This is a genomic window from Corynebacterium sp. Marseille-P8863 (assembly GCF_946902955.1).
Classification (GTDB): Bacteria; Actinomycetota; Actinomycetes; order Mycobacteriales; family Mycobacteriaceae; genus Corynebacterium; species Corynebacterium gottingense.
Genome location: NZ_CAMPQC010000008.1, coordinates 47,653 through 73,532, shown reverse-complemented (window position 1 = coordinate 73,532; position 25,880 = coordinate 47,653). Strand labels below are relative to the sequence as shown.

28 protein-coding genes are annotated in these 25,880 nt (G+C 67.9%); 13 read left to right on the top strand and 15 right to left on the bottom strand.

Features of this window, described 5'->3' with window-relative positions; genetic code table 11:
• Nucleotides 1-52: 52 nt before the first annotated feature.
• Together OVO38_RS07500 and OVO38_RS07495 are read left to right on the top strand one after the other, a co-directional pair.
• Complete coding sequence (locus tag OVO38_RS07500) at nt 53-586, top strand: hypothetical protein (RefSeq protein WP_267208128.1); 534 nt, start codon at nt 53-55, stop codon at nt 584-586.
• Nucleotides 583-1,404 (top strand): PrsW family intramembrane metalloprotease, encoded by an 822-nt coding sequence (locus OVO38_RS07495; RefSeq protein ID WP_267208127.1) that lies wholly within the window; start codon nt 583-585, stop codon nt 1,402-1,404. The genes OVO38_RS07500 and OVO38_RS07495 overlap by 4 nt, the downstream gene beginning before the upstream one ends.
• Here the strand turns inward: OVO38_RS07495 and OVO38_RS07490 are convergent.
• The 6 genes from OVO38_RS07490 to OVO38_RS07465 form a co-directional block, all read right to left on the bottom strand.
• Nucleotides 1,344-1,886 (bottom strand): mismatch-specific DNA-glycosylase, encoded by a 543-nt coding sequence (locus OVO38_RS07490; RefSeq protein ID WP_267208126.1) that lies wholly within the window; start codon nt 1,884-1,886, stop codon nt 1,344-1,346. The two genes, OVO38_RS07495 and OVO38_RS07490, sit on opposite strands and share 61 nt — an antisense overlap.
• Entirely contained in the window at nt 1,887-2,918 is a 1,032-nt protein-coding gene (locus OVO38_RS07485; protein ID WP_095276080.1) for a 6-phosphofructokinase, read from the bottom strand. It lies immediately after the preceding gene.
• A 70-nt stretch (nt 2,919-2,988) separates the two neighbouring features.
• Nucleotides 2,989-4,335, bottom strand: coding sequence for an MFS transporter (locus OVO38_RS07480; RefSeq protein WP_233126883.1), 1,347 nt, complete (start codon nt 4,333-4,335; stop codon nt 2,989-2,991).
• 45 nt (nt 4,336-4,380) lie between these two features.
• Nucleotides 4,381-5,883 (bottom strand): Asp-tRNA(Asn)/Glu-tRNA(Gln) amidotransferase subunit GatA, encoded by a 1,503-nt coding sequence (gene gatA / locus OVO38_RS07475; protein WP_267208124.1) that lies wholly within the window; start codon nt 5,881-5,883, stop codon nt 4,381-4,383.
• Nucleotides 5,884-6,186, bottom strand: coding sequence for an Asp-tRNA(Asn)/Glu-tRNA(Gln) amidotransferase subunit GatC (gene gatC / locus OVO38_RS07470; protein ID WP_095276076.1), 303 nt, complete (start codon nt 6,184-6,186; stop codon nt 5,884-5,886). It lies immediately after the preceding gene.
• Nucleotides 6,187-6,301: 115 nt separating this feature from the next.
• Nucleotides 6,302-7,453: a cytochrome P450 gene (locus tag OVO38_RS07465; RefSeq protein ID WP_267208123.1), complete on the bottom strand. Its 1,152-nt coding sequence runs from the start codon at nt 7,451-7,453 to the stop codon at nt 6,302-6,304.
• Nucleotides 7,454-7,540: 87 nt separating this feature from the next.
• Here OVO38_RS07465 and OVO38_RS07460 point away from each other — a divergent pair, with 87 nt between their 5' ends.
• The 4 genes from OVO38_RS07460 to OVO38_RS07445 all read left to right on the top strand — a co-directional run bounded on the left by OVO38_RS07460 (nt 7,541) and on the right by OVO38_RS07445 (nt 10,108).
• Entirely contained in the window at nt 7,541-8,230 is a 690-nt protein-coding gene (locus OVO38_RS07460; RefSeq protein WP_095548277.1) for an amino acid-binding ACT domain protein, read from the top strand.
• Between the two features lie 62 nt (nt 8,231-8,292).
• Nucleotides 8,293-9,324 (top strand): serine hydrolase domain-containing protein, encoded by a 1,032-nt coding sequence (locus OVO38_RS07455; RefSeq protein WP_267208122.1) that lies wholly within the window; start codon nt 8,293-8,295, stop codon nt 9,322-9,324.
• Nucleotides 9,321-9,581: a hypothetical protein gene (locus tag OVO38_RS07450; RefSeq protein WP_267208120.1), complete on the top strand. Its 261-nt coding sequence runs from the start codon at nt 9,321-9,323 to the stop codon at nt 9,579-9,581. The genes OVO38_RS07455 and OVO38_RS07450 overlap by 4 nt, the downstream gene beginning before the upstream one ends.
• Nucleotides 9,582-9,586: 5 nt before the next feature.
• A complete protein-coding gene (locus tag OVO38_RS07445) occupies nt 9,587-10,108 on the top strand; it encodes a winged helix-turn-helix domain-containing protein (protein WP_144717051.1) in 522 nt (173 codons plus the stop codon).
• Here the strand turns inward: OVO38_RS07445 and ligA are convergent.
• Complete coding sequence (gene ligA / locus OVO38_RS07440; protein ID WP_144717052.1) at nt 10,105-12,168, bottom strand: NAD-dependent DNA ligase LigA; 2,064 nt, start codon at nt 12,166-12,168, stop codon at nt 10,105-10,107. The genes OVO38_RS07445 and ligA overlap by 4 nt on opposite strands.
• 61 nt (nt 12,169-12,229) lie before the next feature.
• A complete protein-coding gene (locus OVO38_RS07435) occupies nt 12,230-12,970 on the bottom strand; it encodes a cyclase family protein (RefSeq protein WP_144717053.1) in 741 nt (246 codons plus the stop codon).
• A 144-nt stretch (nt 12,971-13,114) separates the two neighbouring features.
• Here OVO38_RS07435 and OVO38_RS07430 point away from each other — a divergent pair, with 144 nt between their 5' ends.
• Entirely contained in the window at nt 13,115-13,810 is a 696-nt protein-coding gene (locus tag OVO38_RS07430; protein WP_186439361.1) for a 3'-5' exonuclease, read from the top strand.
• Here OVO38_RS07430 and OVO38_RS07425 read toward each other — a convergent pair.
• The 3 genes from OVO38_RS07425 to mnmA are packed head-to-tail and all read right to left on the bottom strand — an operon-like array spanning nt 13,807 to nt 16,125.
• Nucleotides 13,807-14,172: a hypothetical protein gene (locus OVO38_RS07425; protein WP_144717055.1), complete on the bottom strand. Its 366-nt coding sequence runs from the start codon at nt 14,170-14,172 to the stop codon at nt 13,807-13,809. The two genes, OVO38_RS07430 and OVO38_RS07425, sit on opposite strands and share 4 nt — an antisense overlap.
• Entirely contained in the window at nt 14,169-15,014 is an 846-nt protein-coding gene (locus OVO38_RS07420; RefSeq protein ID WP_239216145.1) for a methionine synthase, read from the bottom strand. The genes OVO38_RS07425 and OVO38_RS07420 overlap by 4 nt, the downstream gene beginning before the upstream one ends.
• Before the next feature lie 10 nt (nt 15,015-15,024).
• Entirely contained in the window at nt 15,025-16,125 is a 1,101-nt protein-coding gene (gene mnmA, locus OVO38_RS07415) for a tRNA 2-thiouridine(34) synthase MnmA (RefSeq protein WP_239216143.1), read from the bottom strand.
• Between the two features lie 251 nt (nt 16,126-16,376).
• Here mnmA and OVO38_RS07410 point away from each other — a divergent pair, with 251 nt between their 5' ends.
• The 6 genes from OVO38_RS07410 to OVO38_RS07385 all read left to right on the top strand — a co-directional run bounded on the left by OVO38_RS07410 (nt 16,377) and on the right by OVO38_RS07385 (nt 21,479).
• Nucleotides 16,377-17,426 (top strand): sensor histidine kinase, encoded by a 1,050-nt coding sequence (locus OVO38_RS07410; RefSeq protein WP_267208119.1) that lies wholly within the window; start codon nt 16,377-16,379, stop codon nt 17,424-17,426.
• A complete protein-coding gene (locus OVO38_RS07405) occupies nt 17,423-18,124 on the top strand; it encodes a response regulator (protein ID WP_173783208.1) in 702 nt (233 codons plus the stop codon). The genes OVO38_RS07410 and OVO38_RS07405 overlap by 4 nt, the downstream gene beginning before the upstream one ends.
• 83 nt (nt 18,125-18,207) lie before the next feature.
• Nucleotides 18,208-19,122, top strand: coding sequence for an ABC transporter ATP-binding protein (locus tag OVO38_RS07400; RefSeq protein WP_267208118.1), 915 nt, complete (start codon nt 18,208-18,210; stop codon nt 19,120-19,122).
• Nucleotides 19,119-19,865: an ABC transporter permease gene (locus tag OVO38_RS07395; protein ID WP_267208117.1), complete on the top strand. Its 747-nt coding sequence runs from the start codon at nt 19,119-19,121 to the stop codon at nt 19,863-19,865. The genes OVO38_RS07400 and OVO38_RS07395 overlap by 4 nt, the downstream gene beginning before the upstream one ends.
• A gap of 2 nt (nt 19,866-19,867) precedes the next feature.
• Entirely contained in the window at nt 19,868-20,617 is a 750-nt protein-coding gene (locus OVO38_RS07390) for an ABC transporter permease (protein ID WP_267208116.1), read from the top strand.
• Nucleotides 20,618-20,648: 31 nt separating this feature from the next.
• Complete coding sequence (locus OVO38_RS07385; RefSeq protein ID WP_267208115.1) at nt 20,649-21,479, top strand: spermidine synthase; 831 nt, start codon at nt 20,649-20,651, stop codon at nt 21,477-21,479.
• Between the two features lie 13 nt (nt 21,480-21,492).
• Here OVO38_RS07385 and OVO38_RS07380 read toward each other — a convergent pair whose 3' ends face one another.
• The 4 genes from OVO38_RS07380 to OVO38_RS07365 all read right to left on the bottom strand — a co-directional run bounded on the left by OVO38_RS07380 (nt 21,493) and on the right by OVO38_RS07365 (nt 25,878).
• Nucleotides 21,493-22,596: a glycoside hydrolase family 25 protein gene (locus OVO38_RS07380; RefSeq protein WP_267208114.1), complete on the bottom strand. Its 1,104-nt coding sequence runs from the start codon at nt 22,594-22,596 to the stop codon at nt 21,493-21,495.
• A gap of 101 nt (nt 22,597-22,697) precedes the next feature.
• Entirely contained in the window at nt 22,698-23,834 is a 1,137-nt protein-coding gene (locus OVO38_RS07375) for a cysteine desulfurase family protein (RefSeq protein ID WP_267208113.1), read from the bottom strand.
• Nucleotides 23,835-23,855: 21 nt separating this feature from the next.
• Nucleotides 23,856-25,025 (bottom strand): THUMP-like domain-containing protein, encoded by a 1,170-nt coding sequence (locus OVO38_RS07370; protein ID WP_267208112.1) that lies wholly within the window; start codon nt 25,023-25,025, stop codon nt 23,856-23,858.
• Nucleotides 25,006-25,878, bottom strand: a complete 873-nt coding sequence (locus tag OVO38_RS07365; protein ID WP_095553087.1) for an NUDIX hydrolase — start codon at nt 25,876-25,878, stop codon at nt 25,006-25,008. The genes OVO38_RS07370 and OVO38_RS07365 overlap by 20 nt, the downstream gene beginning before the upstream one ends.
• Nucleotides 25,879-25,880: the final 2 nt, after the last annotated feature.

Below are 25,880 nucleotides of genomic sequence, written 5' to 3'. Positions count from 1 at the left end.
CCCCGCCAGTGCACCATTGCGAGCGAAGATACGCTTCCTTATCATCGTCGCCGTGCGTTACCCAGATTTCTCAGACTCCCCAACCAGAACGGGCACGGTGATCGTAGTGCTCGTTGGCCTCCTCGTGCTCGCGGCACCATTCGCCGCCCGCGCCGTGGTGAGCAACCCCGCCCCGCAGGCAGAACCGGTTTCCGCAGGCAGTGTCACGCTTGTCGACGCCCACGGCACCCCACTCGTCTGCCCGCGCACCGAGAACCGCCCGGCGCAGGACGACACCGGCGTCGGCGGCATGTGGACGTGGGACTGCGCCAATGACGTGAAGGCGAGCGCCCGCGTCGAGCTCTCCCCCGCCGACGGCGAGGCGCCCGCGGCCCTGACACGCTACTTCTGGCAGATGACCAGCGGCGAGGACCTCCGCCCGGACGACATCGCCCACCCCGCTCCCCACGTCGCGGTGGGCCAGCGCGGTGACATCGCTGCCGCTTCCGTCCAACGCGGCGACACCACCACCTACTTCAGTGCGAGCGGTGGCGATGGCGTCGACCTCATTTCCCGGCTCGCCGCGGAGGAGGCGATGCGCCAGTGAGTGGCTTCCGCCTCCCCCAGGTCTTCGTCGGGCTGATCTTCACCGCCCTGCTGGCCTACTCCGGCTACAGCTACGTGCAGATCCCGTGGCGCCCCGTGTTCGCCGGCATTTCGGTGGCAATTGTCATCGCGCTGCTGCTCATCGCATGGATGTTGCTGCGCCGCCACCCCGGCCGCCCGGATTCGCGCTGGTGCCTCCCCGCAGCCGTACTCGCGGGCATGGCGCTCACCGGCCCCATGGGCCCGGTCAACTCCGCCTTCCAGGAAGCTGCGGCGAGCCTGCCGAGCGTGGTCTTCTACGCCATTTCGCCGTTCCCGGAAGAAACGGCGAAGCTGCTGCTGGTGCTTGCCGCCGTGTCGGCGTTCGCGCCGGTGTCCCGCCGGATCGAGGTGGCGGTCGTCGGCATGGCCGTCGGAGCCGGCTTCTTTATCGCAGAAACCATGTCGTTTGCCGCAATCGCCGCCGCGACCGACCTGGAGTCTGATTTCGCCGACGGCACGTTGACCTACGCGGTACGGCTCATCATGTCGCCGTTCGCCCACGCACTGTACACGGGGCTCGCCGCGTGGGGCCTTGGCGCGTTGCTGTGCCGGACCGACCGCTCGCTGTCGTGGAGGCTGCAGCGCGTCGCTGGCTGGTTCCTCCTCGCGGTGTGCGTCCACGGCGCCTTCAACGCGTCGTCAGAGCTCCCCGGGGCCGCGGGACTCATCGCGATGCTGGTCACCGTTGCGGCCAGCTGGTGCTTGCTGGTTTGGTGCTACCGACGCTCACGGGCAGTCGGCGCCGACGCGGCGGCTGAGTCCCACACTTCGCGGTAGCTCTCGGCCAGACTGTCCACTGTTTCGTGGGCGTTGAGCCCGCTCGGGTTGCCCACCACCCAGACGGGCACCCCGGCAAGGCGTTCGGGCTGCAGTCCGCGCTTGGCTTTCGGAGCACGGTAGGCGTCGCGAAAAGCCCCGATGCCCACGACCATGACCACGTCAGGCCGATGCCGCGCGACGCACGCGCGTACTTTGTCGCCACCCGCAACGAGCTCCTCGCGTGTCAGTGCTGAGGCTCGCGGCGTCATGCGGTCAACAAAGTTGGTAAAACCGATGCCCATTCCGGCGAGCATGGCGGCGTCTTCATCTGCGAGCCCTCGCTCGGCGTGCACCCGGTACGGCGTGATGCCGGCGCGCTCGAGCGCGGGCCAGAACCGGTTTCCGGGGTGGGCGAACGGGGCGTCGACCTCTTCCGTCAGCCGACCGGGGTTAATCCCCACCACCAGCAGGCGGCAGGGGTCCGGGATCCGATCCCGCATCTAGCCAAACATCGCCTTCGCCGTGGTGTAACGGTGCTCCGGCACGCTCTTCAGGTGCGCGACCGCGTTCTCCAGCGGGACGAGGTCGATGTCCTCGCCGTGCAGCGCCACGCAGGTGTCAAAGTTGCCCTCGTGCGCCGCGCGCGCCGCGTGGACGCCGTAGCGGGTAGCCAGGACGCGGTCGTACGCGGTGGGCGTACCGCCGCGCTGGATGTGGCCCAGCACCGTGGTGCGCACGTCGTAGCCCAGGCGCTTCTTGATCTCGTCAGCGACGATCTGGCCCATGCCGTTGAAGGTGATGTGGCCGAACTCGTCCTCCTCGCCCAGGCTGCCGTCCATGGTGCCTTCCTTCGGGGTGGCGCCCTCTGCGACGACGACAATGCCGTACTTCTCGCCCATCTGGAAGCGGCGCTCCATCGCCTTGCAGATCTCGGCGATGTCAAACGGCTCCTCGGGGATCACGGTGTAGTGCGCGCCGCCGGCCATGCCAGCGTGCAGCGCGATCCAGCCGACGTGGCGGCCCATCACCTCGACGATAAGGATGCGGTTGTGGGACTCTGCGGTGGTGTGCAGGCGGTCGATCGCGTCGGTGGCGACGGAGACGGCGGTGTCGAAGCCGAAGGTGTAGTCGGTCGCCGCGACATCGTTATCAATGGTCTTCGGCACGCCCACAACGGGGATGCCGTTGTCCGCCAGCCACTTCGCGCCCTTGAGGGTGCCCTCGCCGCCGATGGCAATCAGCGCGTCGATCTCCGCGTCGGCCAGGTTTTCCTTGATGGTGTCAATCCCGGCTTTGAACTTGTCCGGGTGCAGGCGGCCGGTGCCCAGGATCGTGCCGCCGCGCAGCAGGATCGAGTCGATGAACGCGTCGTCGTACAGGTCGACGCGGCGATCCTCCATGAGGCCGACCCAACCGTCCTGGTAGCCGACGACGGTCGAGCCGTACTCGGCGCTGGCAGTGCGGACAATTCCACGGATGACGGCGTTGAGCCCTGGGCAGTCGCCGCCGGAAGTTAGTGTCGCAAGTCGCATAACTGCCACCTTAGCGCGTTTGCCAGGAAGCTGGCCGACCGAGCTGGTGGCGTGGGCGTCGAAAAGCGAATTAGCGGTCGCTCTTGAGGAAAAACGAGCTGACCGCACCGATGAGCATCGCCGCGAGCGGGATGAGCACAGCCCAGCGCACCGACACTGCGATGTCGCCGGAGACGAGCACGGCGCCGACGAGCGCTACGCCGAGCACGCTGCCCACCTGGCGCAACGTGTTGTAAAGCCCGGAGGCCGCGCCCGAGTCCTCCTCGGGCACCGAGCGCATCGTGGTCGTGGCATTCGGCGCCCACGTGAACGCGCTGCCCACGCCGAAGACCGCGGCGAGCAGCGCGACCCAGAGCGGGTTCGCACCGGTGCGCACGACGGCGTACGTGGCGAGCAGAGCGATGCTCATCGTGCCGAAGCCGAACACGCACAGCACCTTGGGGCGCATCTTGTCCGACAGCACGCCGGCCACCGGCGTGAGCACGAGCGCGACGATAGACATCGGGGCGGTGAGCAGGCCCGCGCGTGCCGACGACACCTCCATGACGGTTTGCAGCCAGTACATCATCGGGATGAACATCGACGCTGCCGTGAAGCCCAGGGCGGCGACCCCGAGGGTGCCCAGGGCGAAGTTGCTGTCGCGGAACAGCCCGACGGGCAGGAACCCGTGGTCGCGCCCGCTCACGCCGCGCCAGATGATGAGCGCGACGCCGCACAGGCCGAGCACGATGGCGACCACGTTGCCGTACTGAATGCCGTAGATGAGCAAACCCAGGCCGGCGAAGGAGAGCGCGACCGACGCCAGGTCTATCTGCGCGGGCGACGACGGCAGCCGCGGCACCCACGCGAACGCCGCGCACAGCGCGACGACGCCCAGGACAGCTTGGGCGATGAATCCGGCGCGCCACCCGCCGGCGTCGATGATCGCGCCACCGACCACCGGGCCGGTGAGCGAGGCGATGGAACCGATGACGCCCCACGCGGCGAACGCGCGGCCGCGCTTGTGCTGCGGGAAGACGCGGTTGATCATCCCGAAAGCCTGCGGGAGGAAAATCGCGGAGCCGACACCCTGGATGGCGCGCGCGAGGACGAGCCCCCACAGGTGCGAGGAGCCCGCGGCGATCGCGAGCGCCGCGACGTAGATGCTCAGGCCGGTAAGGAAGACGGGGCGTTGCCCGTACTTGTCACCAAGCCGCCCGGTCACCGGCATGGGCACGACGGTGCACAGCAGGTAGACGCTGGTGAGCCAGACCGCGTCGCCGACCTCGTAGGGCAGCCGCGGGGTGATCACCGGCATAAGGCCTTGGTCCACAAGGATGAGGAAGTAGCCCGCGGCGAGCGCCGCGAGCGTCACCCAGGGGTTGGGGCCAGAGTGGGGTGCCACCGAGCGCCCCGCCGACGTCACAGAAGTTGTCACGAAAGGGGTCCTCTCAGGGTCTCGGGGGTTGGGATGGGCGACGCGTTACTTGTCTGCGTCGCGGCCGGTCTCGTAGGCGGCGCCGACGCGGTAGAGGCGCGCGTCCTCGAACGCCGGGGCGATGAGCTGCAGGCCGACCGGCAGACCCGTGTCGTCCGCCTTGCCGGCGGGCACGGACATGCCCGGCAGGCCGGCGAGGTTCAGCGGCAGGGTGAACAGGTCGAAGTTGTACATGGCCAGCGGGTCGTCGACCTTTTCGCCGAGCTTGAAGGCGGTGGACGGCACGGCGGGGGCCGCGATGACGTCGCAAAGCTCGAATGCTCGGGCGAAGTCCTGCGCAATCAGGGTGCGCACGCGCTGCGCCTGCAGGTAGTAGGCGTCGTAGTAGCCCACCGACAGGGCGTAGGTGCCGAGGATGATGCGGCGCTTGACCTCGGAGCCGAAGCCGACGCCGCGGGAGGCGGCCATGACCTGCTCGGCGGAGTGCTCGCCGTCGTCGCCCTCGCGCAGGCCGTAGCGCATGCCGTCGAAGCGCGCGAGGTTGGAGGACATTTCGGACATCTGGATGATGTAGTAGGCGCCCATCACGTCGTCGAAGTGAGGGCAGTCCACCTCCACGATCTCCGCGCCCTGGGCCTCGAGCTGGGCAAAGGCTGCGTCGATGCGCGCGTTGACCCCGTCCTGGGTGCCGGGGCGCTGGAACTGCTTGACCTTGCCCACCTTGACGCCGGTGAGGTCGCCGCTCGCGCCTTCGCGGGCGGCGTCCGCAAGCGGTGCCACCGGGCGGTCCACGCTGGTCGCGTCGAACTCGTCGTGGCCGCCGATGATCTCGTGCAGCAGCGCGGTGTCCAGCACGTTGTTGGCGCAGGGGCCGACCTGGTCCAGCGAGGACGCGCAGGCTACGACGCCGTAGCGGGAGACGCCGCCGTAGGTCGGCTTCACGCCGACGGTGCCGGTCAGCGACGCCGGCTGGCGGATCGAGCCGCCCGTGTCCGTGCCGATACCCAGCGGTGCCTGGCCCGCCGCGAGCGCCGCCGCGGTGCCGCCGCCGGAGCCGCCCGGCACGCGCTCGGTGTCGTGCGGGTTGCGGGTGACCTTGTAGGCGGAGTTCTCGGTCGAGGAGCCCATGGCGAACTCGTCCAGGTTCGTCTTGCCCAGGATCGGAATACCTGCTTCGCGCAAGTGCTTCACGACGGTCGCGTCATACGGGCTCATGTAGCCCTCAAGCATCTTCGACGCGGCGGTCGTCGGCGCGTCGGTGGTCACGAGCAGGTCTTTCAGCGCCAGCGGCACGCCAGCGAGCGGAGACGCGGGCTCCTCCCCCGCCTTGACCTGCGCGTCCACGGCGTCGGCCGCGGCGAGCGCTTCTTCCGCGCCCACGTGCAGGAACGCGCCGAGGGTCTCGTCGGTTTCGGCGATGCGGTCCAAGAACGCCTGGGTGACCTCGCGGGAGGTGACCTCGCCGGCCTGGATCATGCGCGCCAGCTCGTGGGCGGGCGTGGCGATGAGGCCGTCACTGGGCATGGTGAAGCTGGTGTTCTCGCTCATTTACTCGTCTCCCTCCCCGAGGATCTGCGGCACGACGAAGCGGTCGTCTTCCACCTCCGGCGCCTGGTCCAGCGCCTGCGCCTGCGTCAGTGTCTTCTTCTCAACGTCCGGTCGCATGCCCGCCTCGATGGAGTGCGGGTGACTCATCGGCTCAACGCCCTCGGTGTCCACGCTCTGCACCTTCGAGACAGCGTCGACGATCTGGTCGAGCTGTTGCGAAATCTGATCGAGCTCGTCGTCCTGCAGCGCAACGCGGGCGAGCCGGGCGATGCGGGCGACCTCCTCGCGTGAAATCTCAGCCAAAACGGTTCCAATCTTTTCGTGCTTGAGTTATCTAACGTTATCCAACAAGGTCAGTAAACCGACCCTCATCTTACGTCACGGCCCTCGCTTGCTAACGAGCACCGCCCGCGCCACGCTAGCGCCGCGGGGTCAGCGTGACGGGCAGGCTCGCCCACCCGCCGACCGGGAACTGCTCGCGCCGCCCCGCGTCCGCGGCGACCTCGCCCACGCTAAACGCCCGCAGCAACTCCTCGGTGAGGCACCGCAGCTCTAGCATGGACAGGTACTTGCCCGGGCAGGCGTGGGGGCCGGCTCCCCACACCAGGTTGCTCGGGTGTTCCGGGTCCCGGTTCGCGGCGGTCCAGTGGATCCGCACGCGCTGCCCCTCGTCGAGCTCGACGCCGTCGAGGTCCACCGGGCAGGTGGTCACGCGCCGGTTGCTCACAAAGGGCGAGTCCTGGCGCAGGATCTCGTCGGCGATCGCGGTGAACTCCCGCTCGGACACTCCGCTGCGCAGACGGTCCTGCAGCGCCGCGTCGTTGCCCAGCGCGTAGAGCAGGACGCCGACGCAGTAGGCCATCGAGCTCAGGTCGCCCGCGGTCCAGTTGCGCAGGACGGAGACCAGCTCGTCGAATTCGAGGTGGCGGCCGATGCTCGTGTCGTTGAGCAACTGCAGGGTCACGCTCGGCTGGCCTGCCGCGTCTGCAGGCTTCGCAGTCTTCGACTCCTTCGCGGCATCGACGGCCTCGTGGATCATGGCGTCGAACGCCTCCGCCACCGCGGCGGTGCGCTCGAGCTGACCCGAGCGGGTGGCGGCGTTGTTCTCCGCGACCCAGTCGACCAGGCGATCCTCCATGCCTGCGGGCCAGCCAAGCCACGCGAGCATGGCGCGCACGGCGTAGCGAGCGCCGATCGTGGCCACCGCGTCCACCTCTCCCCCGTCAGCGTCCAACTGCGCCCCCTGGACGTCGGCGACGACGCTGCGCGCGGCCTCCCGAAACGCCGGGGTGTAGGGGGTGAGTGCGTCGGGGGTGAGGTAGGCGTCGATAAGCGCGCGGAAGCGCTCGTGCTCCTCCCCATCGAGGCCGTTGGGCAGCTGCATGAAGCGCGAGACCGCGGACGAGAAGCGGGCGGGGTCCTCCGCCACGGCGCGGGCCTGGGTGTTGCCGAGCACGACGACCTCGTTGCCGCTGCGCACGATGCGCTCCCCGCGGCTCAGGTGCGCGTCGCCGTACGCGCGCGGTTCGGTATTGGCGGTGGGGGCGTCTGGAAGCTCGCGTGCGTGCACGGTGCATGGTCCTTTCTGCGTAAAGATTCGCCAGCCTATCACCGTTTTCACGGTCAGTTGTACGGGCTGACTGATATAACTAGGTGCATGTCTTACCTTATTCGCGTCTCTCTCCCTGATGTCCCGGGCAGCCTTGGCGAGCTGGCCGCGGCGTTCGGCATGGTCGACGCAAATATCCAATCCGTGGACATCGTGGACAGCGTTGCCGCAGGCAAAACGGGGGATTCGGCGAGCGGCCACGTGACCGACGACATTGTCGTCGAGCTCCCCACCGGCACGATGGTGGACACGCTGATTACCGCCGCGGCCTCGGTGGAGGGCGCAGAGGTGGATTCGATCCGCCCGTTCACGGGGCGCGTGGATCGCCGCGGCCAGATCCAGATGCTGCAGCGCATCGTCGCGGCGTCCGGCGACGAGCAGCGCGCGATGGAGGAACTGGTGGGCGCGATTCCGCGGTCGATGACCTCGTCCTGGGCGGTGGTGCTGCGAGCGACCGACCACGGCCTGGACCGCGTCGCCGCGTCGCAGGCGGCGCCGGAGGACGACGGCTCTCACCCCACAATGCAGGACGTGGACGCCGCGCGCATCCTCCTGCCCGACGCGGATACCTGGGTCCCCGAGTCGTGGTGGCTGTTGGACACCGCCCTGTCCATCACCCGCCTGCCCGGCACCGAGTTGGTCCTGGTGGTCGGCCGCGTCGGCGGGCCGGACTTCTTGGCCTCCGAGGTATCGCAAATCGGCGACCTAGGCAGCATCATCGGGGCGATCCTGAGCTAGTTGGCTTATCGACGCCACCGCCCCCCTTTACAACTTTCTAGATTTTTGGAATTCTAGAAGGTATGAAACACGCATGCTCCCGACCTATTGCCGGTGCCATTGGCGCCGTCACCGCCGCCGCGACGGCTGCCCTCCTGCTCACCTTCGGCCCACAGCGCATCAGCCTGGCTACCATGCACACCGGCGACGCGCAGCTCGCGTCCGCGCTCGAGCGCAGCGCCGCCGCCGAGCCGGGGCACCGCGCGCTCTCGGCGCTGGTGTACGACCAGGGCCGAGTCACGTTCGGCGGCCTCGGCGCCGACGAGCACACCGAGTTTGAGATCGGCTCGGTGACCAAAACGTTCAACGCGGAGCTGGTACGGCAGCTAATCCGCGCCAATGAGCTCACCCTTCACACCACCGTCGACGACATCCTCGGCCCCACCGGCGCACCGATCGATTCAGTCACCGTGGAAGAGCTGCTCAACCACACCGCTGGGCTCCCGCCAATGGGCCACCTCGGGCTGCCGGACATCCTGAAAGCCAACGTCACCCAGGGCGGCAACGCGTACCGCACCGACTCCCCCGACGACATCCTTGCCGCCGCCCGGACCATGGAGCTCCACGGCCGCGGCGAATACGCATACTCCAACTACGGGCACGCACTGCTCGGGCAACTGCTCGCGGTGAAAACTGGCACGCCGTACGAAGAACTTGTGCGAACGCGGATCTTGTTGCCTGCGGGCATGGACGAATCGTTCGTGGCGGGCCCCGGCGGGGTGGATACGCACCTGCTCGGGCGCGGCCTGCGCAGTAACGGGCGCGAGGCGGAGCCCTGGGACATGGACGGCTGGGCGCCGGCGGGCGCGATCCGCTCGACCGCGTCCGACATGGCGCGATTCATCGAGTGGGTCGACGAGCACGGCCGGCCCGACTACGGCTGGGCCACCGCCGATGCATACACCTTCCACAACGGTGGGACCGGTGGGTTTCGCACGATGCTCGTGTGGGACCCGGAAAACCCGCACCGCGCGGTGTTCGTGGCCGGCGACACCGAAGCCTGGGTCGACGACCTAGGCATCAACCTCCTCGACACCACCAAGGAGCTCGCATGATCCCACTCATCGCATTCATTATCGCCCTCCTGGCGTGGGAGACGTTCCGCGCCATGCGTCGCCCGCAGCGTAGGGGCTTCGCGCTTGTCAACGCCTCCCTCACCGCCCTCGTAGTGTGGTGGATCGCCACCCCACTTGATTGGAACGCTACGCTCCCCATCTGGCTGTGGTGGGCCCTCGCGGTGTGGGCGGCGGTGCTCGTCGGCTTGAGCGCCGCGCGACTCGCTTTACAGCGTTCCACGGTTTTGGAACGCTAGAACGCATGACATCTGCTGATTTCTCCACCGACGCGCGCCTGGACGCCCTCGAGGCGCGCGTCGCGGCGCTCGAAGCCGCGCGCTCCGGTGCGTCGGCAGCGCCCACCGCGGTCCCGCACGGCACCGACCTTCCCGACCTCCCCGCCGCGTTGCGCGCATTGGAAGGCTGCGACGACGGCGCGGTCGCGTTCGGCGGCTCGGTCACCACCCGCAGCGGCACCTACGACTACCAGTGGACCCGGCCGACGGAGGCGGTGACCGAGCACGCCTGGCAGGAACAGATCGAGCGCCTGGCCGCGCTCGCCCACCCCGTGCGCGCCGAGATTCTGCGGCACCTGCTTTCCGGCCCCGCGACCCCGGCCGACCTGGTCGCCGCCGAGGTGGTCACCTCAACAGGGACGGCCTACCACCACCTCAACGCACTGCAGTCCGCGGGGTGGGTTGCCAAGGAGGCCGGCGCGTTTGCCATTCGCCCGGCGCGCGTCGTGCCGCTGATGGCAATCATCATTGCCGCGGAGGCACACTAGCGTGACAGGGCGTCCGGCCCTTCCTCCAGCAGGGTGACGAACTGCTCCTCGTTGAGGATCGGGCGGCCCAGGTCGCGGGCTTTTTGTTCCTTGGACCCGGCGTTCTCCCCGACTACGACAAAGTCGGTCTTCTTGGACACCGAGCCCGACGCCTTGCCGCCACGGGTGAGGATCGCTTCCTTGGCGGAGTCTCGGCTAAAGCCTTCGAGGGTGCCGGTGACGACGACGGTGAGGCCCTCGAGGGTGTGCGGGGTGGCGTCGGCGTCGTGGTCGTCTTCCATGCGTACCCCGGCTTTCGTCCAGGAGTCCACGATGGCCTGGTGCCAGTCCACGGTGAACCAGTCCTTGAAGGATTCGGCGATGATCTGCCCGACGCCATCGGTTTCGGCAAGGTCGGACAAAGGGGCGTCGAGAAGCGCTTGCATGCTCTTGTAGCGGGCGGCGAGCGCGCGGGCGGCGGTGGGGCCGACGTGGCGGATGGACAGGGCGACGAGCACGCGCCAGAAGTCGACCTGCTTGGCGGTTTCGAGGTTGGCCAGCAGTTTCTTGCCGGCGGCGTTGACCTGGCCGTCCTTGCGCGTGTAGGCGTTGGACTTCTTCAGGTCTTCTTCGGTGAGGTCGAAGAGCGCGGCTTCGTCGATGAGCACGCCCGAGGCGATGAGGTCCTGGGCGCCCTTCTCGCCGAGCGCCTCGATGTCGAATGCGCCGCGCGAGGCGAGGTACTCCAGGCGTGCCGACAGCTGCGCCGGGCACGAGCGGGTATTCGGGCAGCGCCAATCCGCGTCGCCCTCCTTCGCCGGGGCGAGTTTCGTGCCGCATACCGGGCAGTCCTGGGGGTAGACAAACTCGCGCTCTGAGCCGTCGCGAAGATCCGCGACCGGCCCGAGCACCTCGGGGATGATCTCGCCGGCCTTACGCACTACGACCGTGTCGCCGATGAGCACTCCCTTGCGCTTGACCTCGTGCTGGTTGTGCAGGGTGGCCATAGACACCGTGGACCCGGAGACGAAGACCGGCTCGAGGACCGCGTACGGGGTCGCGCGCCCGGTACGGCCGACCGAGACCTGGATGTCCTTGAGCGTGGTGGTGACTTCTTCGGGCGGGTACTTGTACGCGATGGCCCAGCGCGGCGCGCGGGAGGTGGAGCCGAGCTGGCGCTGCTGAGCGACGCTATCGACCTTGATCACCAGACCGTCCATCTCGTGGATGGCGTCGTGGCGGTGGTCCGCCCAGTACTTGACCGCGTCCTGGACGTCCTTGGCCGTCTCGGCCCGCTTGGTGTACTCGGAAACCGGCAGGCCCCACTCAGCGAGCTTGAGGTAGGCATCGTGCTGCGTCTCCGGTGCGAAGCCGTCGCGGGCGCCGATGCCGTGGCAGATCATGTGCAGCTTGCGCTTCTTCACATCGTCCGGGTGTTTCTGGCGCAGGCCGCCGGCCGCGGTGTTGCGCGGGTTGGCAAAGGGCTTGCCGCCCTCCTTGATGCGCTGCTCGTTGAGCTCTGGGAAGTCCTCGGGGCGGATGAACACCTCGCCGCGGACCTCCAGCAGCGCGGGGGCGTCGCCGGCAAGCTCGTGCGGGATGTCTTCGATGACGCGGGCGTTGGCAGTGATGTCCTCACCCGTGGTGCCGTCGCCGCGGGTGGCGGCACGCTCGAGGACGCCGTCGCGGTAGACCAGGTCGATGGACAGCCCATCGATCTTCAGCTCGGTGAGGTACGGGCCGGGGGTCTTGCGCAGCCACTCAGCGAGCTCTTCTGCCGAGAACACGTTGTCCAGGCTGTACATGCGCTCCAGGTGCGTCACGTCCGCGAACGCGGAGGACGCGGCCGTGGGCGCGCCGACTTCCTTGGTCGGCGAGTCCGGCACGGCAAGCTCGGGGTGCTCCTCCTCGAGCTCCTGCAGCCTGCGGAACAGGGCGTCGAACTCCGCATCGGAGATGACGGGCTGCCCGTTGTAGTACAGGTCACGGTGGTGACGGACCTCGTCCGCCATCTCGCTCCACGTACGCTGCAGGTCCTCGAGGCGCTCGGGCGACGGTACGTCTGGCTCAGGTGTAGTCATGCCGTTGGATTCTAGTTGCCCGCGGCGCCGACCGGGGTGCGCCGACTCTGTGGCGTGCTGGCTACTCCTGGAAGAGCGCATACACGCGCGAGGTAATGCTTGGGGCGCCCTTGATGTTCGCCGGGCCGACCACGATCACGGCACCGGTGGCGGGCACCTGCGCGAGGTTGTTCAGCACCTCGATCTGGTAGATGTCCTGCTCCAGCACGTACAGCTCGCCGTAGAGGAAGCCGCTTTCCGCCACCGCGACGCCGGGGTCGGTGTCCAGGGTTTCGTGGCCGATGGCTGCAACTCGGCGATCGTCAATAAGCACATGCAGCGCCTCGAGCGACCAGCCGGGGGTGTGCTGCACCCCGTCTTCGTCCAGGTTCACAAACGCGTCGGGGTCCTCCCAGCGCGTGGACCAGCCGCTGGAGAAGGCGACGAAGCTGCCGGGCTCGATCGTGCCGTGCTCGGCCTCGAATGCGGCGATGTCGTCGGCGGTCACGGCGTAGTCCGGGTCAGCCGCTACCTTGTCCTCCAGGTGCAGCACGTTGAGCGGCAGAATCAGCTCATCGACGCCGATGCCGGAGATGAGCCGCTTGCCCGCTGCGAAGTGGCCGGGCGCGTCGACGTGGGTGCCGTAGGGTGTGGCGAAGGTGTACTCCTTGGCCCAGAAGCGGTCCTTTTCGATGGTGCGGACGTCGCGCTCCTGCATCGGCTCGAATGCTGCGAAGCGCGGGATGCCGGAGTGAACCTCGTGGGTGAGGTCGACGCGCTTCGCGCCGAGGATCTGCTGCTGCCAGTCGGTGAGTCGTGCCACGGTGGGCCACCTTTCGTCGGGATGGATCGGGGTGATGTGAGTCAACTATTCGCTACTAGACAGCTCGGTTCAATACTTCCATTCACCGCAACGACTCCCGCGCGTTCGAACGGAAACCCATCCTGTGTTGGGGGCGCGGATACAATGACGGGCATGGCTTCCGCACCCGCCGCTTTTGACGCGTCCCGCATGCTCTCCTTCGACCTCGAAACCACCTCCGTAAACCCGCTCGAGGCTCGCATTGTCACCTCAGCCCTCGTGCGTATCGACGGCCGCGAGGTCACCGCCAACGAGACCCTGGCAGATCCTGGCGTGGAAATCCCCGAGGCTGCTGCCGCAGTCCACGGGATCAGCACGGAAAAGGCGCGCGCCGAGGGCCGCCCCCACGACGAAGTCCTGCGCGAGACCGTCGACGCTATCAAGCAGGCCTGGGACGACGGACTCACGCTCATCGTGTTCAACGCACCGTACGACTTGAGTGTGCTGCGCGCGCTCACCGGCGACTTCACCGTGACCGGCCCTGTGTTTGACCCGCTGCTCATCGACAGGGCGCGTGACCGCTATCGCAAGGGCAAGCGCAACCTCGGCGCGCTGTGCGAGCACTACGGGGTGCGCCTGGACAACGCGCACGAAGCGACCTCGGACGCGATGGCGGCGGCGCGTATCGCTTGGAAGCAGGTGCGCAAGGTCTGGCCGGAACTCGCAGAGATGGACACCGATGACCTCATGGAGTACCAGGCGGTGGAGAACTACCGCATCCAGACCGACCTGAAGAAGTGGCTGGAATCACGCGGGCGCGACGCGTCCAACGTGAGCATGGGTTGGCCGATGGTGGGCTAAAGCTCCGCGCGCAGCTTGTCGACGAACTCACGTAGCCCATCGTCATCAGACTCCAAGACGCGTGTCTCCCCGGCCTTCGTCTGTACCACAAAATCACCGTCGGCTAGGTCCACAGACTTGATACCTTCTGCCGGCACCTCTGTGGTTACACCGTCTTCTACCAGTCGAAGCGTTTCCCCATCGAAGTGAGCTTCGCGTTTTTCCGTGAATCCCGAAAACGCAACGAACCACAGCACACCGAGGGCGGTACCCAAAATAAGGTCGTCCAACACCAGACCGAAGACGACAAAGAACATCGCGCCAAAGGTGACGCCGGTCGCGTAGTCGTGGCTTTTCTTGCTCCAGTGCAGCGTCTCGCTCATACCTCCATACTCAGCTCTTCGGCCATCTCGCGGGCCGCGCGATAGTTCGCGCCGGTGCCCACCAACGTCGCTGTGGGCTCGGCGTAGACGTCAAGGCGGGTCTGCGCCGGGTCGATCTGCAGTTCATCGAAGACACGGTAGAGCTCGCGCGGTGCCATGGTCGGAATCGCGATGCGAGTCCCCTGGTCCAGCAGCTTGGCCAGCGCGTCCTTGTCACAGGTGCGCGGGTCGACGGTGATCCACGGGGTGGCGTCGACAAGCTTTGGTGTGTGCAGTAGGTGCTCCCCGAAACGCTGCAAGGTTTCCTGCGGCTCAGGGACGGCCCGGATCATCTCGTAGTCCGTGGTGCCGCGAAGCGTACCGGCGGTGACCTCGGGCAGGAGTGGCTCGTCGAGCTGTAGTACGACGTCGCCGAAGCGGGCTGCGACATCGCGGCGGTGCTCGCCGCACGCTTCAATCAGCGCATCCGTGAGGTCGCGCAGCGCCCCGGGGTCCGAGATCATGCGATGTCCGTTGGGCATCTCGACCTCGGCGGCAAGCGTAAACGGCCCGACCAGCTGCGCCTTGACGGTGTCAACCTTGCCGTGCCAGGCCTCCTCGAGCACGTCAAGGTCGCGGGCCATGCGGTCGGCATCACCGCGCTTGCGGGCGGCGACGCGCCAACCGCGCGGACCGCGACCAATTGGGATCTCCAGCAGCGCAGCCGTGCGGCCGATCGCGTCCGAGCCCACGCCGCGCTCCGGCAGCTGCGGGATGTGCGGCAGAGCCGTTTCCGAAAGCACCACGTCGGCGGCCTGCGCCAGGTCCGTGCCGGGCATGGGACCGAGTCCAAAGGCGGTCATCGCAGCTCCCCTACGCCGTCGCGCAGATCGTGCCCGAGCCGAGCACCACATCGCCCAGCCCGTCCGGGTCAGGCAGGTAGAGCACCGCGGCCTGACCGCGCGCCACGCCCTCGAGCGGGATGTCCAGGTCGAGGGCCATCGTGTCCGCTTCCACGTCAATGAGCGCCGAGCACTTGACGACGCCACCGTGCGCCCGAATCTGCACATTCGCCTCCAGCGGCGCATCCGGGGTCGCCTGCCCCATCGCGCTATGGAGCACCTTCAGCCGGTCCGCGGTGATTTGGTTGATCTTCAGCGCCTCGCGCGGGCCCACCGTCACGGTGCCGGTCTCGGCGTCCACGTCGGTGACGTATCGCGGCTTGCCGTCGGCGGCGGGCACGCGCAGGTTCAGCCCGCGGCGCTGGCCGATCGTGTACTGGAACGCGCCGTCGTGCTCTTTCAGCTCGGTGCCGTCCTGGTCCTTGATCAGCCCGGGGCGCATGCCGATCGAGCGACCGAGAAACGCCTGCGTGTTGCCATCCGGGATGAAGCAGATGTCGTAGGAATCCGGCTTGTTCGCCGTGGAGAACCCGTAGGCCGCGGCCTCCTCGCGGATCTGCGGCTTCTCCGTATCGCCGACTGGGAACAGGCAGCGGTCCAGCTCATCGCGGGTGAGCACGCCCAGGACGTAGGACTGGTCCTTGTGAGGATCAGCGCTACGTCGTAAATTGCCCTCCGCATCCACAATGGCGTAGTGGCCGGTGGCCACCGCGTCGAAGCCGAGGGTGACCGCGCGCTCGAGCAGCGCCGCGAACTTGATCTTCTCGTTACAGCGCAGGCAGGGGTTGGGGGTCTCGCCGTGCTCGTAGGACCAGACGAAGTTGTCAATCACGTCCTCTTTGAAACGGTCCGAGAAGTCCCACACGTAAAACGGGATGCCCAGCTTGTCGCACACGCGGCGCGCGTCTGCGGAATCCTCGAGCGAGCAGCAGCCGCGGGCCGACTCGCGGGTCTGCTGCGCGTCCTTGGACAGCGCGAGGTGGACGCCGATGACGTCGTGGCCCTGTTCAACCAGGCGCGCAGCCGCCACCGAGCTGTCCACGCCCCCGCTCATCGCTGCTAATACTCGCATGTGGCGGAAGTGTACCCGTCAACAGGAGCAGGGGAAAACCCGTCGGCGCTGGGCCCTCAACGGGCCGGAGGGTCATACCGTGGCATGACGATTCAGCTGCGCGCGTTGGCTAGGTTGAGGGTATGCCACGCACAACTCCCCCGTCGCCGGTTCGTGTGCGAGACGTTGTCATTGCCGTAGCGCTAGCTGCGTGTGCTGCGCTCGGTGCCTTCAGTGCCTCGCAACCCGTCTGGGCAACCGCCATACTCGTCGTGTGGACGGTCGCTGCGCCATTCACGCGGTGGCGGTGGCCGGCCGCGACGGCGCTCACCGCGTTTGTACTGTTGGGTATCCGCGCCTGCGGCACGGAGCTCACCATCGCCGAGATCGTCGTGGCGGTCTTCACCGCGTATATTTCTCGTCGCAACCTGCGCCCCGTGCTTCGCGACGTCGCCGCCACAGCGCTGGTCGTGGGCGATCTCCTCGCGCACTCCCTGGTCTCGCCCGTGCTGCGGAGCATGCCTCTCGACGAGCGCCTCCCCTACCTGGCGTGGAGCGCCACGCTCCTCGTCGCAGCTGGGCTTTTCGGCGAGCTCCGCAGACGCGCGGAGGAGACCGCGGCCCGCGAACTGGAGCAGGCGCTGCAGCAGCAACGGATAGCACTCGAGCACGCCATGTCGGAGGAGCGCGCCTTCCTCGCTCGCGAGATCCACGACGTGGTCACCCACTCGCTGGCCGTGATGGTCGCGCAGGCCGACGGCGGCCGCTATTGCGGGGACGGCGATTCCGCGCTCGCGGCCAAGGACGACGCGCTGCGAACGATCGGCGAGGTCGGCCGGGAGTCGCTCACCCAGATGCGCGAAGTGGTCAAGCTACTCCGCGCGCCAGAAACGCGGCCGGTCGCGCCGTCACCCCACTCGCTTGACCTGGACGAGTTGGTGCGCACGAGCCGACTCGGCGGCCTGGACGTGGACTACACGGAGGCGGGCACCCCGCCTGAGCAACTGCCGCTGGCCACGGCGATCGCGACCCGGCGCATGGTCCAGGAGGCGCTTACGAATGCGCTCAAGCACGGCGACGGCCGGGCATCGCTCGACGTGACGTGGCAGGACGAGCTGGTGGTGATCGATGTGGTCAACATCATCGCAGCCCCGCCGTCCGGCCCCTCGGACGGTCACGGTTTGCGGGGGATGCGCGAGCGAGCTTCGCTTATCGACGCCACCGTGCACACCGGCCCCGCGCACTCCAACATTGGAGCGCAGCAGTGGGTGACTGAGCTGCGCGTCCCCTACGCTGACCCTCACCCGAAGGAACAGGCATGAGCACAATTCACGTCGGCATCGTCGACGACCAGGCGCTCTTCCTCCACGGAATTCGCCGCGTTATCGATTCACAACCGGACATGTCGGTGCAGTGGCTTGCCGCCAACGGCGCCGAGGCCCTCGAGCAGCGCGAGGCGCGCCCGGTCGACCTGATACTTATGGACGTGCAGATGCCGGTCCTCGACGGCATCGCCGCCACCGCTGAGGTCGCCCGCCGGTTCCCGGCGACGAAGGTGGTCATCTTGACCACGTTCGACGACGAAGACTACGTGGTCAACGCGCTTTCCGCTGGCGCGAGCGGCTTCCTGCTCAAGGATGCGCAGCCCGAGGTGCTGCTCGACGCCATCCGCACCGTGGCCGCCGGCGACGCCGTCATCTCCCCGCGAGCCACCAAACGCATCCTCGCGCGATTCTCCCAGCGCCCATCTCCAGCCGAGCACCACGACACCCCGCCGCTATCGGACGGGGATCGCGTGGCGCTCGACGAGCTCACTGCTCGCGAGCGCGAGGTCCTCGTCGCGATCGGCCGCGGCTGGTCGAATGCGGAGATCGCCGAGCGCATGTTCATTTCCATGCCGACGGTGAAGACCCACGTCGGCCGGATCCTGTCCAAGACGCAGTCGCGCGACCGCGTGCACGCGGCGCTGTTTGCCTACCGCACCGGCCTGGTCAGCCGCGCTGACCTGCTCGCTCCCTAAGGTGCGCTCATCCCCGGGTATGACCAGAAAGATGGTACCCCGCTCCGATGTTTTCGCAGCTCCGCGCGGCAAGAGTGGACACCATGGACACACCAATCATTGCAACGAAGGGTCTGACGAAGACCTACGGGAAACACGCAGTCGTCGATAAGCTCGATCTCGAAGTGCCCCAGGGCGCGGTACATGGCCTGCTGGGACCGAACGGCTCGGGCAAGTCGACCACGATGAAAATGCTGCTCGGCTTGACCACCCCCACCTCCGGCGAGATCACCGTGCTGGGCCGGCCGATGACGCGCGGGACCCGCGGCGAGGTACTCACCGGTATTGGTTCGCTCATCGAGTCGCCTGCCGCGTACCCGCACCTCACCGGCGCCGAGAACATGCGTATTGTCACCCGACTGTTTAAGGCCGACCCCGCCAACGCGCAGCGCGCGGTACGACTCGTGCGCCTTGAACAGCACATGGACAAGCAGGTCAAGCACTATTCACTCGGAATGAAGCAGCGCCTCGGGATCGCCATCGCGCTTGTGCGCGACCCGCAGCTACTCATTCTGGACGAGCCCACGAACGGCCTCGACCCGGCCGGCATCGAGGAGATCCGCGAGCTCATCATCAGCCTCGCACGCGACGAGGGCCGCACCGTCTTAGTCTCGAGCCACCTCCTCTCCGAGATTGAAAAGATGGCCACCAGCCTGAGCATCATCAACCAGGGCAAGCTCGTCTTTCAGGGCTCGCAGCAGCAGCTTTTCGACGCCCACCTCCCCGACCTCTTCATCCAAACCCCAGCAGGCGACGTCGCCGCGGAGGTCCTGCGGGCATCGCGCCCCCGCACCGTGACGGGCGGAATAGAACTGGCCGGGCTTGCCGACGACGACGTCGCCGCCGCGTGCGCGCAGCTTGTCAGCCATGGCGTGCCGATCCACCAGGTCGTGCGCAAACGCCGCAGCCTCGAAGAGATCTTCATTGGCATGACGGGACGAGAGGGGCTCAGCGCATGAGCGTCGAACTGTTAAAACTGCGCCGCACGCATGTCCTCCTGCTGGGCGGGGCGCTCTCGCTCGGGATCGTACTGATCGCGTGCATGTACATATTTGGCGGCGACCAGATCGAGCAATTCACCTCCGACCCGCACGACTCCTGGGCCAGCCACCTCATCGGTGTCGCGATCGCGCTCGCATTCCTTACACCCCTGCAGGCCGCGATCATTGCCAGCCGCACCGTGGATAACGAGCACGCCAACGGCGGGTGGCTGCTCAACGCCGTAGCCGGCATCCGGCAGGGCACGCTTTTGCGCCGCAAGCTTCACGTCGTCGCACCCCTGGTCGTCGCGCTGAAACTTGTGGAGGTCGGCGCAAGCGCCGCCGTGCCCGCTGCCATGGGAGCGCCGCTCCCCGCGGGTTCGGTCGCAACCGCGTGGGTGGCGTACGGTGCCGCTGCGGTGGTGACCAGCCTTGCTATCACGTGCATCATGCTCGTCCTCGCCGCCGTGACGGATTCCCAGATCGGCGTACTCACCTTGGGGGTAGTGGGCGGTTTCCTCGGGATTGCTTCGCTGCTCTCCCCCGCCTGGCTCGCTGCGTTCAACCCGTTCGGCTACTTCGCGGTGGTACTTCCCTACACCTTTGCCGACGACGGAATCGCCCTCACCCAACCCCATTGGGTGTTGTGGGCCGCCTACGTCATCTGCCTCGCCGCCGCCTTCGCCGTGGCAACACGGCACCTCAACAGGAAGGAGATCTAGCCATGGACCTGCTCTTCAATGACCTTGCTAAGCTCCGTCGCACCCACATTGCTGCGGTGCTGTGCGGTGTCCCTCTCATCGCGGTCGCGTTCGGCGTGGCCAACAACGCTGCACACTCCGAAACACTGAGCGCGGGGTGGCAAAGCTACTGGTCGCAAGCCACCCTGTTCTACGGCATGCTGTTTATGGTGGTGGGCATTGCCATCATCGCCGCAGCGGCCTGGCGCGTCGAGCACCGCGGCGGCAACTGGCACACGCTGCTCACCTCGTCTCGGTCCGCGGGCGCCATCGCCGCCGCCAAATTGGGGGCGATCGCCACCCTCACGCTGGTCATGCAGCTCATCTTCATCGTCTGCAGTCTTGCCGGCGGGTGGATGAGCGGACTCAGCGGCCTGCCGCCGTGGGCGCTGCTCGCGTCGTCGCTCATTGCGGTGCTTCCCGCGGTGGCGGTCGCCGCGTGGCAAAGCTTTTTATCCATGGTCATCCGAAACTTCGCCATGCCGATCGCGCTCGGCGCGGTCACTGGCGTCATTTCCTTCGGGTCGATCGCTGCCGGGGCACACGAGATGCAGTTCGTGCTCCCGCCCGTCGGATTGTCCAAGGCGCTGTGGATGGGCAGCTCCGCGGTCGCGGACGCCAACGCGCTCGACCTGCACACGGTCGCCAGCATCTCCCTCTCTGCCGCGGTACTCGCCGCGGCTGGGTGGCTCGCGTCAACGGTGTACCTGCGCCGCGTCGACGTGAACGCTTAAGTCCCAGGGGCTGCAAGGTACCCTGCCAGGCATGGCTGCGAAACAGGAGACGTACCAGATCGACACCGGCGAGGCCGAGGTCCACCACGAGCCGGACGGGTCGATGGTGCTCCTGGTCAACGGGGTCCCCAGCTCGCACATCGTGCCTGGCGAGCCGCAGCGCCTGGATTTTGAGTACATGCGCTGGATCGCGGACTTCCTGGACTCGGTCCAGCACCGTGGCGTGAGCGACCAGGCCCGCTGGCCCAAGCCTCGCCTGACGCATTTGGGCGGCGCGGCCTGCTCGCTGCCGCGGTACTTCGCGGATGCGTGGCCGGGTTCGCGCAACACCGTCGTGGAAATCGACGGCAGGCTCGCCGAGCTCGCGCGCGAGCTGTTCGACGTCCCCCGCGCCCCCGCCGTGAAGATCCGGGTGGGCGATGCGCGCGAGGTCACCGACTCGTTCAAGCCGGCGACCCGGGACGTCATCATCCGCGACGTGTTCGCCAACGCCGTGACTCCGCGGGAGCTGACGACGGTGGAGTTTTATGGGAACGTGTGGGCGTCGATAAGCGAAACCGGCGTCTACGTGGCCAACTGTGGCTCGCGCGCGGATCTCAAGGAGGCCAAGGAGGAGCTGGCCGGTATGTTCGAGGTGTTCCCGCACGTTGCGGCGATCGCGGACCCGCCGATGCTCAAGGGGCGGCGCTACGGCAATATCGTGCTCATCGGCGCCAACACCCCCATCGAGGCGAGCCCGCAGCTCACGCGCAACCTGCTCAAGGGCGCGGTGCCGGCGCAGTTCAAGGGCGAGCAGTGGGCACGGAGCTTAGCGACGACTCCGCGCCACGACCCCGAGCCGACACCCCCTGCCGGCGAGTGAGGAACTCCCGGGGCTACTTGGTGGCGTTATCCAACAGGATGAGCAGGTCGCCGACCTGGTAGTCGCCGATCATCATGCTGCGCAGGTCATCGACCGGCAGCTCGCCGTTGGCGGCGAGCTTGGCCACCAGGTCAGCGATGTTGCGCGCGTCCTCGTCGTCGAAGCCTGCCTGGTCGGCGGCCTCGGCGAGCCCGGCGATGCCGAGGGCGCCGCCCGCCAGCGCGAGGATCGCGACGACCAGGGCGGTGTTGTCCTGCTCCAGGACCTGCAGCTCGCCGGAGTCGGGTGCCTGGAACTGCTCGAGTAGGCCGCCGGCTGCGTCCAGGTTGCCGGCCGCGAACGCGTTGTACTGGGCGCCGGTGCCGTTGAACAGGTTCATGTCCACCGGGGTGTTGATGCCGGCAACGCGGCCGGCATCGGAGCGCTGCCAGAAGCTCAGCGTGCGCCAGCCACCAACCGGGGCCGGGGGCTGGTTCTGGTACGCGGCCAGCCAGAGCGGGTAGCTGGTGAACGCATTGGTGTTGTTCATGTGCTCGTACCAGAAGTAGCGGTAGGTGTACACGATGGGCTTGCGGCCGGTGCGCGCTTCAACCTCGCCCAGGAAGAGCTGGGTCCAGGCTGCGAGCTGGACCGGGCCGAGCCCCTCGTCGACCTCCAGGTCCAGCACCGGCGGCAGGTCTGTCTTGGGGCCCGCGTTGATGACGTCGGCGAAGTAGCGGGCCTGCGCCAGCGCGTCCTCGGCGGGGCGCGCGTAGTGGTACGCGCCGGCCTGCATGCCCGCGTCCGCGGCGGCCTGGGCGTCCTGGTCGTAGAAGTCATTTTTGAATCCGACGCCCTCGGTGGCCTTGATAAACGCGAACTTCTGACCGCCCGGGCCAGAAACGGTCTTCCAATCAATCGGGCCACCGCCCGGGTGCTGGTGGCCGGCAACGTCGACGCCGGAGATCAAGCCGGGTAGCGACTGCGCGTCCGCGGTCTTCTGACCGAACGGGCTCACGACGAGCAAGGTGAACACCATCGCGGCGGAGACCACCGCGGCAATGAGGGCTTTGGGGTGGCTGAGCAGGGCGTGCGGGCGCGAGGCGCGCGCGGGGGAAAGCGTCCAGGGTGCGTGCATACCCGGCACTCTAGCGCACTCAATTCACAACTTTCACACGAGACACACCATTGGAGGCGGAAAGTTTGGGAGCAAAAGAGGCGTCGACAAGCGCCCGTCCCTTACAGCGAGCCAGCCGCGCGGGCGCGCTCGATAACCTCGGCGATGTGGGCCACGAATGTATCGATGTCCTCCTCGGTGGTGGTTCGCCCCAGCGTGAGGCGCAGCGCGCCCATGCCATCGCGAGCGTCCACCCCCATGGCCTCGAGCACGTGCGAGACTCGATGCACGCCTGCCGAGCAGGCCGAGCCCGCCGACGCCTCGACGCCGAGCGAGTCCAGCAGCATGAGCATGGACTCCGCCTCCGCCCCCGGGAAGAGCAGGTGCGCGTGGCCGGCCAGGCGGGGTTCGGTCGCGGTCACCTTCGTCCCCGGGACCGCGGCGACGACACGCTCGATGAGCCGGTCGCGCAGGCCCGCGATCCGCGCGTTCTCCGCCTTGCGCTCGTCCAGCGCTTCGCGCAAGGCAGCCGCGGTGGCCGCCGCCGCGGCGACGTCGACGGTGCCGGGGCGCAGCCCTCGCTCCTGGCCGCCGCCGAGCACCACCGGCAGAGGGACCGGGGAACGCTTGGCCAGCAGGATGCCGGAGCCGCGAGGTCCGCCGAACTTGTGTGCGCTGGCGGCCAGCGTCGTCGCACCGGACGCGTGGAAGTCCACCTCGACCTTGCCCACCGCCTGCACCGCGTCGACGTGCAACGGCGTGCCGGCGGCGTTCGCACGCTCGGCGGCCTCACGGACCGGCTGGATCGCGCCAGTCTCGTTGTTTGCCCACATGAGCGTCGCCACCGCGGCGGGATCATCGAGCGCCGAAAGTTCGCGGACGTGGCCACCCCGGTCTGGCTCCAGCCACGCCACCTCCGCCCCTTCGGTCTGTGCCAGAGACTTGACCGTCTCCAGGACCGCGGAGTGCTCGATCGTGCTCGCGACGACCCGGCGCGGCGCCCCCTGCTTCGTCCGGGCACGGTAAAGGCCGCGCACCGCGATATTGTCCGCCTCGGTGCCGGAACCGGTGAACACCACTTCGACCGGGTCCGCACCAAGCAGCTCAGCGATGTCCTCGCGCGCCTGCGCGAGGACAGCGTTCGCCGCGCGGCCGGAGCCGTATTGCCCGCCTGGGTTGACGGCGTGTGCGTGTTCCACCCAGGCGTCGATAGCCACTTGCCGCATGGGGGTTGTTGCTGCGTGATCCAGATACACCATGCTGCTCATCGTAGCCGTCGCTTACGCCGCGGGGCGGTGCTCCCTCGCGTCGCAGATGTAGGCGAGCGCGTCGTCGCCGACCCGGGCTACAATCACGGCTCGCTGCTGCGTACCTTTGAGTTTGAGCTTCTTGCGCAGCGCGTCGGGGTCCACGTCCACGCCGCGCACGAGGATCTCTACCGCCCCGGCATCGTGGGCGCGAAGGGCCGCCTTCAGCTTCTTCAGCTGCACCACCTCGCGCAGGCGGAACCCGCTGTACCCCGGAGGTACGTCCCGCCCTGTCAGAAACGCGATGTGCGGATCGAGCATCCAGAGTCCGTGGCGGCGTGCCCACTCCTGCACCAGCCCGGCGCGGATGACGGCGCCGTCGGGTTCGACGATCCATTCCCCCGGCCCTTCGGCGCGGTGATCCCCCTCGCCCACGACGTCGCCCGCGCCGCGCACCACGTCCACGAACCCGTCGGCGCGGAGCACGACCGCCTCGCGTCCGGTGCCTATACCGGGGGTGTAGAGGCAGGTCTCCTTCACACCGCCATCCAACGAGACAACGCTGACCAACCCGTCCCACTCCGAGTAGTCAATGCCCGGCGCGCACTTGATCGCCAGCTCCGTACCCCGGTAGGCGTCCACGAGCGCCGGCAGGGGCGGCTCCAGGTCGGCGGGGTCTGTGATGCGACGCCCGTTTTTCCGCCGCGCCGGGTCTGCGACGACCACGCCCCCGGCCCCCGGCACGGACACCGGGTACAGCGCGTCGGCGCGGACGAGCCAGGCGCCGCGGCCGAGGTTGTAGCGCGCCATGCGCAGCCGCGCCTCGTCCAGGTCGGAGCCCAGCCAGGTGAGCCCCGCGTCCACCATGTGCGGGGCCTCGGACCCCACCGAACACGTCACGTCGTGCACGAGCGTCGCGCCCGCGCCGGCGAGCGTGCGCGCGCGGTGCGCGGCCACGAGCGCCGGAGTCGCCTGCTGCGCGGCGTCGGAGTCGGTGAGCCACCAGCCGGGGAACTTCCCGTCCGCCTGCCGCTGCGCGGCGATGAGCGCGGACACGGCGCGGGCGTGCTCCCCGAACTCCGCGTCTAGCCGTGCCCGGTCCGCAAACACGCTCACCTTCGTCAGGGCGATTTCCGGGGCGAGCGCCTCGATCCGCGTGGCGTGCTCCGCCAAGTAGGCGACCTCACTCGGGATGAATGCCATAACGGCCTCCGATCCGGTCCTTGGGTTTGAAAGTGAAAAACTCGGTGAAGCGCTCGTCGTCCACCGGGTCGCCGATCACCGGCGTGATGGTCGCATGCTTTGCCGCGGCCAAGACCTCGTCGACGGTGCCGTACTGCTCGATCAGCCTCAGCTGCGCCCAGGTCGCGGGGGCGAAACGGACCAGCCCGTGGCGCCAGCCCTCCAGCAGAAGGGAGGGCGGGAACCAGTTCGCGTCGTCCGCTTCCCCCGTGTTGCCGTCCGGCTCCTGCCCCGTCGGGTTGGCCGCGATAAAGCTAAACGTGTCGAACCAGTCGCCGCGACCGGATTGCCCCACCCAGCGCGCGAACGGTTTGAGCAGGTCGGCGCACACGTTGAGGTCGTTATCGCGCAGCACGTCCGTCAGCGATATTTCGTGCGACTCCAGTTGGAGGCGCTGGTGGTGGAACGGGCGGGCGTCGGCAAGCAGCTGCCCCTCCTCGTCGACGGCGAGCAGCGTGCCGGATTCCTCGAAGAGCTCGCGCACTGCCGCGAACACCAGCGCGTGTGCCTTGTACTTGGTCACGCCCAGCTGGCGGGCCATGGAGATCGCGCTGCGGCCAAGCCACAGGTCACCGTCGTTCCACGAGCGGCCTGGAAAGTCGCGGCTGTCCACCCCGCCGCCGGGAAACACCGTCACCCCGGGGTAGTTTTTCATGCTCAGCACGCGTTCCTGCATCCAGACTTCCAGCCCCGCTGCGGTGTCGCGCAGCAGGATCACGGTGGCGGACATGCGCGCACCATGGAACCCGCTGACCTCGGTGACGTCGATCTCGTCGCCGCGGTCGGTGGAAAACGCCCCCACGCTGCGCTGCATGC